Here is a 12,743-nt window from a genome sequence, read left to right on the forward strand (position 1 = left end):
ATTTCAAGTGACACGTTCAAGCGGTACCACGCTGAAGTGAGAGGTCAACTGTGACAACCGAATCGGGCATCCCCTCCGAGGCGGCCTTCGAGGCCGTCACGCCCCCGGACCCGGCCGTCGCGGCCGAGGCCGACGCCCGCCAGCAGCAGCTGACCAAGCCCGCGGGCTCGCTCGGCCGGCTCGAGGCGCTCGGCGGATGGGCGGCGGCCTGCCAGGGCCAGTGCCCGCCACGGGTGTTCGCGCGCCCCCGGGTCGTCGTCTTCGCGGGCGACCACGGCGTGACCGCGCACGGCGTGTCCGCGTACCCCGCCGAGGTGACCGCGCAGATGGTCGCCAACTTCCAGGCGGGCGGCGCGGCCGTGAACGCGCTCGCCGCCACCACGGGGGCGGGGGTACGGGTGGTCGACATCGCCGTCGCGACCGACACCGAGCCCTCCGTCTCCACGCACAAGGTCCGGCGCTCGAGCGGATCCATCGACCGCGAGGACGCGCTCAGCGAGTCGGAGACGCTGCAGGCCATCGCGGCGGGGCGCGCCATCGCCGATGAGGAGATCGACAGCGGCGCCGATCTGCTCATCGCGGGCGAGATGGGCATCGGCAACACCACGCCCGCGACGGTGCTGATCGCCGCGCTGACCAACACCGAGCCGGTCGCCGCGGTCGGGCGTGGCACCGGCGTCGACGACGCCGGTTGGAGCCGCAAGACCGCGGCCATCCGCGACGCGATGCGCCGGGTCCGGCCCGTCACCGCCGACCCGGTGGCGCTACTGCGGGTGGGCGCGGGAGCGGACCTGGCGGCGATGGCCGGGTTCCTGGCCCAGGCCGCGCTGCGCCGCACCCCCGTCATCCTCGACGGCGTCGTGGTGACGGCCGCCGCCATGGTCGCGGAGGACCTGGCGCCCGGCGCCCGCGAGTGGTGGGTCGCAGGCCACCGTTCCACCGAGCCGGCGCACACGATCGCGCTCAAGCACCTGCGGCTCGACCCGATCCTCGAACTGGGCATGCGACTCGGCGAGGGGTCCGGTGCGCTGGTGGCGCTGCCCGTGCTGCAGTCCGCGGTCGCCACCCTGGCCGACATGGCAACCTTCGCCGACGCGGGTGTGAGCACCGAATCCGGTGAGCAGGCAACCGATTCCGAGGCCGACGACGAGACCGAGGCCGAGGCGCGCTGACGGTGACCGACGCGCTCGGCGGGATCCGGCTCGCACTGTCCTGGCTGACGGTGCTGCCCGCACGCCACGATCCCGACGCCCCGGCGATCGACCGGACGGCCGGCCGTCGGGCGATCGCCGCGACCCCGGTGGTCGGGATGCTGCTCGGCGCCGCCTGTGCCTGCCTACTCTGGTTGCTGCTCGCGGCCTCGCTCGATCCGGCCCTGGCCGGGCTGATCGCGGTGACGGCACTGGCGTTGCTCACCCGCGGCATGCACGTCGACGGGCTGGCGGACACCGTCGACGGGCTCGGCTGCTACGGCCCGCCCGCGCGCGCCCTCGAGGTGATGCGCGGCGGGGGTATCGGCCCCTTCGGCGTGGTCGCCCTCATCGTCTGCATCGGCGCGCAGGCCCTCTCGTTCGGCTCGCTGGCCCAGTCCGGGCAGTGGATCGCGATCGGTGTCGCCGTGGCGGCGGGCCGGGTGGCGGTCGTGCTCGCCTGCAGGCGCGGTGTTCCCGCAGCGGGCCCGACCGGGTTCGGCGCGCTGGTCGCCGACAGCCAGGGCCGGTGGTCGTGCGCGCTGTGGTCGCTGGCGCTGACCGCGGCTGCCCTGTTCGCGGTACCCGGCCGCTGGTGGCAGGGACCGGTCGTGGTGCTCGCAGCGCTGGCCGCGACCGCGCTGCTGACCCGGCACTGCGTCCGCCGGTTCGGCGGCGTCACCGGGGACGTGCTCGGCGCGGCGGTCGAGGTGACGGTCACCGTCGTCGCCGTCGGTGCGCTTTTGGCCGGGTGAGGCCGCGGGCGGGCATCACCTCCGGGACGGCGCGGCAGCGGCCTCGCTCAGGATCTCGTCGACCGACCAGTGATCGGCCGCGTGCCTGCCGTACCTGACGGCCCGCACCGTGCCCTCCTGGCCGATCAGGAAATCGGCAGGCAACCCGAGGACGCTCTGTCCGCGTGGGGTCGGCAGCCCGCCCGCCCGAACACCCTTCGCGACGACGGCCCAGGTCCGCGGGCGCAGCGGGGCGCTCCAGGCACTCGGGTGCAGCACCGCCCTGGCCGCGGATCCGACGCCGAAGGCGGCGTACAGGACCTTGTCGGGGTCCGCGATCGCCGCGAACGGCAGCCGGCCCTGGTGCGGCCGCATGTGCTCGGCCGGGGAATGGAACACCACGACCTCGCGGATCCCGGCGGCGCGGATCTCGTCGTGCCGCCGGGCGATCGACGCCAGGTGCACGTTGCAGATCGGACACCCCGCAAAGCGTCGGAACTGCAGATGGGTCAGCCCGGAGGGATCGGGGAGAGCGATCCGGTCCCCTCCGATGGTGGTCAGGGTCCGGTGCTCGATCGGGTCGCCGGGGCGCAATCGCCGCGCGGTGATCGGGGAGGTGTTCGTGATTGCGTTCATGATGTCGGGTCTCCTGTCTGATCACCCGGCTCGCCGTTGTCACACCGGCCGGGTTCTGTCCGTCATCTAATTGACAGACGGCGACGAAGGAATGTGACCGATGGACGGCGACGACTTCTTGGCGGAAGAGTTCGAGGCGCACAGCGCACACCTACGGGCGGTGGCCTACCGCATGCTCGGGTCTGTCGGCGAGGCCGAGGACGCCGTCCAGGAGACGTGGTTGCGGTTCAGCCGCGCCGACACGGACGACGTGCGGAATCTGGGCGGGTGGCTCACCACCGTGCTCGCCCGCGTGTGCCTCAACCTGCTGCGGGCCCGCGGTGCGCGCCGCGAGACCCTCCTCGGCGTTCATCTACCCGACCCGATCGTCGCCGGGCCAGACGACACGGGGCCCGAACACGAAGCGCTCCTTGCAGATTCGGTGGGGCTGGCGTTGCTCGTGGTGCTCGACACGCTGCCGCCGGCGGAGCGGCTAGCGTTCGTGTTGCACGACATGTTCGCCGTGCCGTTCGACGACATCGCCCCCATAGTGGATCGGTCGCCCGAGGCCGCCCGGCAGCTCGCCAGTCGCGCGCGACGACGCGTGCGGAGCGCCCCGGTTCCCGACACCGATCGGCCACGCCAACGCGAGGTCGTGGACGCCTTCCTGGCCGCCGCGCGCGGCGGCGACCTCGACCGGCTGGTGGCGCTGCTCGATCCGGACGTGGTCCTGCGGACCGACGCAGGAGCGGCCCAGGCGGGAGTACCCGCTGTGGTCACCGGGGCGCCTGCGGTGGCGGCTCGAACGATCACCTTCTCGCGACTGGCCCGGTTCGCCCGTCCGGTGCTGGTCAACGGGACCGCGGGGGTGGTCACCATCGCGCGGGGCCGGGTGCTCGCGGTCGTCGGTGTGACGATCAGGCGCGGGCGGATCGCCGAGATCGACATCCTCTCCGACCGTCGGCGGCTCGGCCGGATCGCCGTCGAGGACGTCGACTGACGCACCCGGTAGGTGCGCCTGCGGCGCCCTCCCGCTGCCGGACTCAGGCCAGCGTGGACATCCAGCCGTGGGTGTCCGCGAAGGTGCCTCGCTGGATCCCGGTGAGGGTGTCGCGCAGGGCCATCGTCACCTCGCCCGATCCGCCGTCGCCGATGGTGAACTCACCCGCGGCCGACTTCACCGTGCCGACCGGGGTGATCACCGCGGCCGTGCCACAGGCGAACACCTCGGTGATCTCGCCGGAGGCGGCCTTCTCGCGCCACTCGTCGGTGCTGATCTTGCGCTCCTCGACCGCGAACCCCGCATCGGCGGCCAGCGTCAGCAGCGAGTCGCGGGTGATGCCGGGCAGCAGCGCACCGGACAGCTCCGGGGTCACCAGTCGGGCGGACGAGCCGGACCCGAAGACGAAGAACAGGTTCATCCCGCCCATCTCCTCGACGTAGCAGCGCTCCTTCGCGTCGAGCCACACCACCTGGTCGCAGCCCTCGTCGGCCGCCTGCGCCTGCGCGACCAGCGAGGCCGCGTAGTTGCCTGCGAACTTGGCCGCTCCGGTGCCGCCGGGAGCCGCACGCACGTACTCGGTGGACAGCCACACGCTCACCGGCTTCACCCCGCGCGGGAAGTAGGCACTGGCGGGCGAGGCGATCAGCAGGTACCGGTACTCGGTGGACGGACGCACCCCGAGCCCGACCTCGGTCGAGATCATGAACGGGCGCATGTACAGCGAGTCCTCGCCGCCCGCGGCGGGCACCCAGTCCCGGTCCACCGCGAGCAGCTCCGTGATCGAGGCGAGGAACAGGTCGTCGGGCAGCTCGGGCATCGCGATGCGGCGGGCCGAGGCACGCAAACGGTCCGCGTTCGCGGTCACCCGGAACGAGGCGATGGACCCGTCCTGCTGGCGGTAGGCCTTGAGCCCCTCGAAGATCGCCTGGCCGTAGTGCAGCACCATGGCCGCCGGGTCGAGCTGGAGCGGGGCGTACGGCTGCACGGTCGGGCTGTGCCACCCGCGTCCCTCGGTGTAGTCGATCGTCACCATGTGATCGGTGAAGTACTTCCCGAACCCGGGAGCAGCCAGCACCCGATCGCGCTCCGCGGCTGTGGCGGGCGAGGGGTGCGGGATGCGCGTGAAGTCGAGAACACCAGTCATGGCGGGAATCCTATCGAACCGGGTGAGGACGTTTACTTGGTGTGGACGGGGACGAACGGCGGGTTGACGACCTCGCAGCGCAACGCCCTGCCGCGCACGTCGACCTCGATCTGATCCCCCACCCCGACACCCGAATCGGTATCGATGAGCGCCAGCGCGATCCCGACCTTCAGGGTCGGCGAGAAGGTGCCCGAGGTGGTCTCGCCGATCGGGGCGCCGTCACGCATGACGGTCTGGCCCTGACGCAGCACGCCACGGTCGAGCGCCTTGATGCCCCACATCTTGCGGGCCGGTCCGGCCTCCTTCTCGGCGACCAGCGCGGCACGGCCCCAGAACTCCGGCTTCTTCCACCCGATCGCCCAGCCGCAGCGCGCCTGCAGCGGCGAGATCTCCGTCGACAGCTCGTGACCGTGCAGCGGGTAGCCCGCCTCGGTGCGCAGGGTGTCGCGGGCACCGAGCCCGGCGACCTCACCGCCTGCGGCACGGACCTCGGCGACGAGCGCGCGGAACACCTTCTCGCAGTCGTCCCAGGCGGGGAGCAGCTCATAGCCGTGCTCACCGGTGTACCCGGTGCGGCACACCCGAACGGTGACTCCCCCGAAGGTGGCGTCAGCGAAGGACATGTACTCCATGTTGGACGGAAGCCCAAGCGCGGCAAGGATTTCCGCGGACTTCGGACCCTGCACGGCGAGCACGCCGAACTCGCGATGCTGGTCGGTCACCGTGATCCCGGCGGGAGCCTTGGCGGCCAGCTCGGCGACGACGGCCGCGGTGTTTGCCGCGTTCGGGACGAGGAAGACCTCCTCGTCGCTGACGTAGTAGACGATCAGGTCGTCGGTGACGCCGCCGGTCTCGGTGGCGCACAGGGTGTACTGCGCCTGGCCGGGCCCGATCTTGCCCAGATCGTTGGTCAGAGAGGCGTTCACGAACTCGGCCGCACCCGGTCCCGCGACCAGCGCCTTGCCCAGGTGGCTGACGTCGAAGACGCCGACGGTCTCGCGGACCGCGGTGTGCTCGGCCACCACACCCGCGTAGGAAACCGGCATCTCCCAGCCGCCGAACGGGGCGAAGGTGGCACCCAGTTCGGCGTGCACCGCGCGGAGGGGGCCCTGCAAGAGTTCAGCGTCGCTCATGGGCGAACACGCTAGCCGACCGGGACATCGCCCCCGCACTAGAGTTGGCCCGCAGTTGTTCACCAACAGATCAGGAGATCGAAGTGAGTGCCGCCAAGACCCCCACCGCGCCCCTCGGCCCCGAGCTCGCGCTGGCCGGATCCGTCGCCGAGTCGGTGGAGGTCCTCGTCATCGGCCTCACCAAGGGCGCCGAAGGCCCGGAGGCCTCGGTCGGCGATGCGCTCGACGACGCGACCGCCGAGGCGGTGCTGGCCGGGCTGGTCGCGGTCGGGGCCACCGGCAAGGCGGAGGAACTGACCCGGATCCCGGCGCCCGCGGGCTCGGGCGTCGCCAGCATCCTCGCGGTGGGGCTCGGCGACCCCGACGACGTGGACGCCCAGCGGATCCGCGAGGGCGCGGGCGTCGCGGCCCGCGCGCTGGCCGGGACCACCGTCGCGGCGACCACGCTGTCCTCGCTCGACCTCGGCGCGGCCGCGGAGGGCTTCTACCTCGGCGCCTACACCTTCACCCGGTTCAAGTCGGCCAAGTCGGCGCCGAAGGACAACGGGAAGCCGCTCGCCCGCGTGGAGCTGCTCGTCGAGGAGCCCGGCGACCAGGAGTCCGCGAGCACCCTCGCCCGGTCCGCCGCGATCGCCGAGGCCGTCGCCACCGCGCGTGAATTCGTGAACACCCCGCCGAGCCACCTCTTCCCGGAGGAGTTCGCCGCCCGCGCCGAGGCGCTCGGCACCGCGGCCGGACTCGAGGTCGAGATCCTCGACGAGAAGGCGCTCGAGAAGGGCGGCTTCGGCGGCATCCTCGGCGTCGGCAAGGGCTCCTCGCGTCAGCCGCGACTGGTCCGGCTCACCCACAAGGGGTCCGGCGGCAGGTCCGTGGCCCTGGTCGGCAAGGGCATCACCTTCGACACCGGCGGCATCTCGATCAAGCCTGCCGCGGGCATGGAGAACATGACCTCCGACATGGGCGGCGCCGCGGCGGTCGTCGCGACGGTGGTGCTGGCCGCGAAGCTCGGCCTGAGGGTCGGCGTCGACGCCTGGGTGCCGATGGCCGAGAACATGCCGTCCAGCACCGCGCAGCGCCCCGGCGACGTGCTCACCCAGTACGGCGGCACCACGGTCGAGGTCATCAACACCGACGCCGAGGGACGGCTGATCCTGGCCGACGCGATCGTTCGCGCCTGCGAGGAGGAGCCCGACTACCTGATCGACACCGCCACCCTGACCGGGGCGCAGATGGTCGCGCTGGGCAACCGCACGCCCGGCGTGATGGGCACCGACGAGTTCCGCGACCGCGTCGCCCGCATCTCGCAGCAGATCGGCGAGAACGCGTGGGCGATGCCGCTGCCCGGCGAGCTGCGCGCGGACCTCAACTCGAAGGTCGCCGACCTGGCCAACGTCACCAACCATCGCTGGGGCGGCATGCTCGCCGCCGCGATCTACCTCAAGGAGTTCGTCGCCGAGGGCGTGCAGTGGGCGCACATCGACGTGGCAGGTCCGGCCTATAACACCGGCGGGCCGTTCGGCTTCACCGGCAAGGGCGGCACCGGGGTCCCGGTGCGTACCATGATCAGCGTCCTCGAGGACATCGACCAGCAGGGCTGACACCCTGTGAGTCCTTCCGGCCCCGCCGCGGGCCGGAAGGACTCACGGGCGGCGCGGCCGCCTACGCCTCGCGGGCGCGGTTGCGCAGGATCTTCTGCCGGGCGTCGTAGTCGCGCATCCGCTGCGGGTACCCGGTCTTGTGGACGTCGTACACGGGGATGTGCAGATCCTCGCCGAGGCGGCGGGCTCCGTGCACCCCGCCCACCGGGCGTCGCGTCCATTCCCCGTCGTTCGCGACCAGCACGACCGTGACCGGCGTGACGGTGGTCTGCGGCTCGACGAAGGCCTCGACCCCGGTGTGCGTGTGCACCCAGTTCGCCAGGTACTTGGCGTCGGGTCCGCGCGTGCCGTGTCGGCCGGAACCCGCCCGTCCCCTCGAGAGCCTGCTGAAAAGACCCACGTCCTACCTCCTCCCACCGTGGCGCGACCGCCCGTTCTGACCAGTTTCAAGTTTGCCAGCGCTTGCTGAGAACTGAATGTGGAACATGTGACCAGGCCCTCATAGGACGGGCGAATCCGATCAATGACAGGATGGGTCCGCGAGGTCCACGGTTCGCAACACGCCCCGTGGACCCAGTACGACACGCACAATGGATTTCGACCACAAGTCGGCAAAACTCAACAACCCGAACACAACTGTCGAGGAGTCAAAAGCATGGCCTTCTCCGTCCAGATGCCAGCTCTTGGTGAGAGCGTTACCGAGGGGACTGTCACGAGGTGGCTCAAGCAGGAAGGAGATACGGTCGAAGTCGACGAGCCCTTGCTCGAGGTCTCCACTGACAAGGTCGACACCGAGATCCCTTCCCCGGTGGCAGGCGTGCTGACCAAGATCGTCGCGCACGAGGATGAGACCGTCGAGATCGGCGGAGAGCTCGCCGTGATCGGCGCGGCTGGAGAAGCCGCCGCACCCGCGCCCGCAGCCGCCCCGGAGCCCGCCGCACCCGCACCGGCCGCACCGCCTGCGCCCGCAGCAGAGGCGCCCGCCGCCCCCGCCCCGGCCGCAGAGGCACCCGCCGCACCCGCGCCCGCCGAGGCGGCGTCCGGAACCCCGATCACCATGCCGGAACTCGGCGAGTCCGTGACCGAGGGCACCGTCACCCGCTGGCTCAAGGCGGTCGGCGATTCGGTCGCCGTCGACGAGCCTCTGCTCGAGGTCTCGACCGACAAGGTGGACACCGAGATCCCCTCGCCCGTCGCGGGCACGCTGCTCGAGATCAGCGCCCAGGAGGACGACACCGTCCCGGTCGGCGGCCAGCTCGCCGTCATCGGTTCGGGCGCCCCCGCCGCCGCGCCCGCCGCGCCCGCCGCGCCGCCGGCTCCCCCGGCACCGGCCGCCGCGCCGCCGGCTCCCCCGGCACCGCCGGCTCCCCCGGTCGCACCTCCAGCTCCCCCGGCACCGGCGCCCGCTCCCGCAGCTCCGGCGCCCGCAGCTCCGGCCGCACCCGCTCCGGCGGCAGCACCCTCCGGTGACGGCAGCCCGTACGTGACCCCCCTGGTCCGAAAGCTGGCCACGGACAACAACGTCGACCTGTCGACGGTCACCGGCACCGGCGTCGGTGGACGGATCCGCAAGCAGGACGTGCTGGCCGCAGCCGAGGCGAAGAAGGCCCCGGCCGCAGCCCCGGCAACCGCTGCTCCCGCCGCCGCGGCCCCGGCCGCACCGGCCGCGGGTGTCCGGCCCGAGCTCGCGCACCTGCGCGGCACCACCCAGAAGGTCAACCGGATCCGCCAGATCACCGCGGTCAAGACCCGGGAGTCGCTGCAGACCACCGCGCAGCTGACCCAGACCTTCGAGGTCGACGTCACCAAGATCGTCGCCCTGCGGGCCCAGGCCAAGGCCGGGTTCGCCGAGCGTGAGGGCGTGAACCTGACCTTCCTGCCGTTCTTCGCGAAGGCCGTCGTCGAGGCGCTCGGGGCACACCCGAACGTCAACGCCAGCTACAACGAGGACGCCAAGGAGATCACCTACCACGCGGCCGAGCACCTGGGCATCGCCGTGGACACCGAGCAGGGCCTGCTCTCCCCGGTGATCCACAACGCGGGCGACCTGTCGCTGGCCGGCCTGGCCCGCGCGATCGCGGACATCGCCAAGCGGGCCCGCTCCGGCGGCCTCAAGCCGGACGAGCTGGCCGGTGGCACCTTCACGGTCACCAACATCGGCAGCCAGGGCGCCCTGTTCGACACCCCGATCCTGGTGCCGCCGCAGGCCGCCATGCTCGGCACGGGCGCGATCGTCAAGCGCCCGATGGTGATCACCGACGAGAACGGCAACGAGTCCATCGGCGTCCGATCGATGTGCTACCTGCCGCTCACCTACGATCACCGCCTGATCGACGGCGCCGACGCGGGTCGGTTCCTCACCACGATCAAGCAGCGGCTCGAGGAAGCCTCGTTCGAGGCGGACCTGGGGCTCTAGCTCGACCTGTAGATCGGCAGCACGGACACGCCCGTCGGGGGCACCACCGGATCACCGGTGGTGCCCCCGACGGCGTCAGGAGGCAGCACGATGCGAGTGACAATCGCCGGCTCGTCCGGCTTGATCGGGTCATCCCTTGTGGCTTCGCTGCGGGCGGACGGCCACGAGATCCGGCGGCTGGTGCGGCGGCCTGCCGCGGGTCCGGACGAGTACCGGTGGGTCCCCGAGCGCGGCGAGCTGGACGAGCGCGCCTTCACCGACGCGGACGCGGTGGTGAATCTGTGCGGCGCCAACTTCGGCGATACCCGGTGGAACGGTGCGTTCAAGCAGACGCTGCGGGACAGCCGCATCACCTCCACCGACGTGATCGCGCGGGCGGTCGCCGATGCCGGGGTGCCGACGCTGCTCAATGCCAGCGCGGTCGGCTACTACGGCGACACCGGCGAGCGGGTCGTCGACGAGACCGCGGCGCCGGGAACCGGCTTCCTGGCCGACCTGTGTCGGGACTGGGAGGCGGCGACCATGCCCGCCAGGGAGGCCGGGGTGCGCACCGTGCTGCTGCGGAGCGCGGCGGTGATCTCGCCGCGGGGCGGGCTGCTCGGCCGCCTGCGTCCGCTGTTCCGGTTGGGGCTCGGCGGCCGACTCGGCACCGGGCGGCAGTACCTGTCCTGGATCTCCCTCGAGGACGAGCTCGACGCCATCGCGTTCGCGCTGCGAACCGAGACGTTGAGCGGCCCGGTGAACCTCGCCGGGCCCTCGCCCGCGACCAACGCGTGCTTCACAGCCGAGCTGGGCCGCGCCCTGCACCGCCCGACGCCATGGGTGGTGCCCCGATTCGCGGTGCGCGCGCTGGTCGGCGAGATCGCGGACGAGGTCGCACTGACCGGGCAGCGGGTCCTACCCACGGCGCTGGAGAGCGCCGGATTCACCTTCCACCACAACACGATCGGCGAAGCCATCGACGCCGCGCTGTCGGACTGACTGCCCTCGGCCCGGACCGCGCCCAGCCGACCGGTGGGCCCGGCGTAACGTGTGCCCCATGGGCACCACTTCCTCGGTTCGGTTCAGCACGGATCCCCTCGAGGTGCGGAGTCTCGGCACTCTCGACTACCTGGCGGCATGGGATCTGCAGCGCGAACTGGTCGCCGAGCGGGCCGCGGACAGCGGGCGTGACACCCTGCTGCTGCTGGAGCACCCGTCCGTCTACACCGCCGGGCGTCGCACCGCCCCTGAGGACCGGCCCACCGACGGCATCCCGGTGATCGACGTGGACCGCGGCGGCAAGATCACCTGGCACGGGCCCGGACAGTTGGTCGGCTACCCGATCGTCAAGCTCGCCGTGCCGGTCGACGTCGTGAACTACGTCCGGCGGATCGAGGAGGCACTGATCTCCGTCTGCACCGACCTCGGCATCGGATGCGGACGCGTCGAGGGCCGCTCAGGAGTGTGGCTGCCCGCCTCGCTGACCGGCGGGTCCTGGCTGCCCGAGCGCAAGATCGCCGCGATCGGCGTCCGGATGCAGCGCGGGGTCGCCATGCACGGCTTCGCGATCAACTGCGACGCGGACCTCGGGGCCTTCGACGAGATCATCCCGTGCGGCATCGCCGACGCAGGCGTCACCTCGCTCTCGCGTGAACTCGGGCGGACGGTCACCGTCGCCGAGATCACCCCTGTTGTCGTCGCCGCGGTCGCGGCCGCGCTCGACGGCGAACTCCAGGTCACCGAGCACGACATCGAGCGCATCACCTTCGACGAGGCGGCCGCGGCCGCGCCTACCCGCTTCACCACGCACCGGTTCGCCTGACGCCCATCGCCTGCGCCTCTCCCGGTCGATCGGCGTCCTCGCGCCGGGCGTAGCATCGGAGCCGTGACTGTGGCCCCAGAAGGACGCAAGCTGCTCCGTATCGAGATCCGAAACGCGGAGACCCCCATCGAACGCAAACCCAACTGGATCAAGACCCGAGCGAAGATGGGCCCGGAGTACTCCGAGCTCAAGGGTCTGGTCAAGCGGGAGGGTCTGCACACGGTCTGCGAGGAAGCGGGCTGCCCCAACATCTACGAGTGCTGGGAGGACCGCGAGGCCACCTTCCTCATCGGCGGTGAACAGTGCACCCGCCGATGCGATTTCTGCCAGATCGACACCGGCAAGCCGGACGCGCTCGACCGCGACGAGCCGCGCCGCGTCGCCGAGTCGGTGCAGGCGATGGGTCTGCGGTACTCCACGATCACCGGCGTCGCCCGCGACGACCTCGAGGACGGCGGCTCCTGGCTGTACGCCGAGACGGTCCGCCAGATCCACGCCCTCAACCCCGGCACCGGCGTCGAGAACCTGATCCCCGACTTCAACGGCAAGCCGGATCTGCTGGCCGAGGTGTTCGAGTCGCGGCCGGAGGTCCTCGCGCACAACGTCGAGACCGTGCCGCGGATCTTCAAGCGCATCCGTCCCGCGTTCCGGTACGAGCGCTCGCTCGGCGTCATCACCGCCGCCCGCGACTTCGGACTGGTCACCAAGTCGAACCTGATCCTCGGCATGGGCGAGACGCCAGAGGAGATCCGTCAGGCGCTCGTCGACCTGCACGAGGCCGGCTGCGACATCATCACCATCACCCAGTACCTGCGTCCGTCGCCGCGGCATCATCCCGTCGAGCGGTGGGTCAAGCCGGAGGAGTTCGTCGAGCACTCCCAGTTCGCCACCGAACTCGGCTTCGCGGGCGTGATGGCCGGACCGCTGGTCCGCTCCTCCTACCGGGCCGGTCGCCTCTACGCGCAGGCGATGGCGCACCACGGCCGCGAGCTGCCCGAAGGCCAGGCACATCTCGCCGACGGGGGCAGCGCCTCGCAGGAAGCCAGCTCCCTGATGGAGCGGCTCGCCCGCGCCTGAGCCCGACCACCACTCGGGTGCGATCGGCC

At 71.7% G+C, this 12,743-nt stretch carries 12 protein-coding genes; 8 read left to right on the plus strand and 4 right to left on the minus strand.

Translation table 11 applies throughout. From position 1 onward, the window contains the following. The first annotated feature begins 50 nt into the window (after nt 1-50). Nucleotides 51-1,172 carry a nicotinate-nucleotide--dimethylbenzimidazole phosphoribosyltransferase gene (cobT, locus tag JOE46_RS07140; protein WP_209926651.1) on the plus strand — a complete coding sequence of 374 codons (1,122 nt, stop codon included), beginning with the start codon at nt 51-53 and terminating at the stop codon, nt 1,170-1,172. Nucleotides 1,173-1,174: 2 nt separating this feature from the next. Continuing rightward, nucleotides 1,175-1,945: an adenosylcobinamide-GDP ribazoletransferase gene (locus tag JOE46_RS07145; protein WP_097212129.1), complete on the plus strand. Its 771-nt coding sequence runs from the start codon at nt 1,175-1,177 to the stop codon at nt 1,943-1,945. Nucleotides 1,946-1,960: 15 nt separating this feature from the next. Here JOE46_RS07145 and JOE46_RS07150 read toward each other — a convergent pair whose 3' ends face one another. Then, the gene (locus tag JOE46_RS07150; protein WP_209926652.1) at nt 1,961-2,560 is read right to left on the minus strand and encodes a peroxiredoxin-like family protein; all 600 of its coding nucleotides are present in this window, start codon (nt 2,558-2,560) and stop codon (nt 1,961-1,963) included. Between the two features lie 100 nt (nt 2,561-2,660). Here JOE46_RS07150 and JOE46_RS07155 point away from each other — a divergent pair, with 100 nt between their 5' ends. Continuing rightward, a complete protein-coding gene (locus JOE46_RS07155; protein WP_209926653.1) occupies nt 2,661-3,539 on the plus strand; it encodes a sigma-70 family RNA polymerase sigma factor in 879 nt (292 codons plus the stop codon). A gap of 43 nt (nt 3,540-3,582) precedes the next feature. Here the strand turns inward: JOE46_RS07155 and JOE46_RS07160 are convergent, their stop codons facing one another. Beyond that, the gene (locus tag JOE46_RS07160; RefSeq protein WP_097212126.1) at nt 3,583-4,686 is read right to left on the minus strand and encodes a branched-chain amino acid aminotransferase; all 1,104 of its coding nucleotides are present in this window, start codon (nt 4,684-4,686) and stop codon (nt 3,583-3,585) included. A 32-nt stretch (nt 4,687-4,718) separates the two neighbouring features. Continuing rightward, the gene (gcvT, locus tag JOE46_RS07165; RefSeq protein WP_209926654.1) at nt 4,719-5,819 is read right to left on the minus strand and encodes a glycine cleavage system aminomethyltransferase GcvT; all 1,101 of its coding nucleotides are present in this window, start codon (nt 5,817-5,819) and stop codon (nt 4,719-4,721) included. An 83-nt stretch (nt 5,820-5,902) separates the two neighbouring features. On the opposite strand from gcvT, the gene JOE46_RS07170 reads away from it, so the two are divergent. Beyond that, nucleotides 5,903-7,417 (plus strand): leucyl aminopeptidase, encoded by a 1,515-nt coding sequence (locus JOE46_RS07170; RefSeq protein WP_209926655.1) that lies wholly within the window; start codon nt 5,903-5,905, stop codon nt 7,415-7,417. A 61-nt stretch (nt 7,418-7,478) separates the two neighbouring features. On the opposite strand, the gene JOE46_RS07175 is transcribed toward JOE46_RS07170, so the two are convergent. Next, entirely contained in the window at nt 7,479-7,817 is a 339-nt protein-coding gene (locus JOE46_RS07175; RefSeq protein ID WP_097212123.1) for an oxidoreductase, read from the minus strand. Nucleotides 7,818-8,072: 255 nt separating this feature from the next. On the opposite strand from JOE46_RS07175, the gene sucB reads away from it, so the two are divergent. The 4 genes from sucB (at nt 8,073) to lipA (ending at nt 12,714) form a co-directional block, all read left to right on the plus strand. Beyond that, a complete protein-coding gene (sucB, locus tag JOE46_RS07180; protein WP_209926657.1) occupies nt 8,073-9,833 on the plus strand; it encodes a 2-oxoglutarate dehydrogenase, E2 component, dihydrolipoamide succinyltransferase in 1,761 nt (586 codons plus the stop codon). Between the two features lie 90 nt (nt 9,834-9,923). Further along, a complete protein-coding gene (locus JOE46_RS07185) occupies nt 9,924-10,814 on the plus strand; it encodes a TIGR01777 family oxidoreductase (protein ID WP_097212121.1) in 891 nt (296 codons plus the stop codon). Nucleotides 10,815-10,872: 58 nt separating this feature from the next. Then, entirely contained in the window at nt 10,873-11,637 is a 765-nt protein-coding gene (gene lipB, locus JOE46_RS07190) for a lipoyl(octanoyl) transferase LipB (RefSeq protein WP_097212120.1), read from the plus strand. Between the two features lie 63 nt (nt 11,638-11,700). After that, the gene (lipA, locus tag JOE46_RS07195; protein ID WP_077041971.1) at nt 11,701-12,714 is read left to right on the plus strand and encodes a lipoyl synthase; all 1,014 of its coding nucleotides are present in this window, start codon (nt 11,701-11,703) and stop codon (nt 12,712-12,714) included. Nucleotides 12,715-12,743 lie beyond the last annotated feature (29 nt).

The organism is Rhodococcus sp. PvR099 (assembly GCF_017833315.1).
Classification (GTDB): Bacteria; Actinomycetota; Actinomycetes; order Mycobacteriales; family Mycobacteriaceae; genus Rhodococcus_G; species Rhodococcus_G oryzae.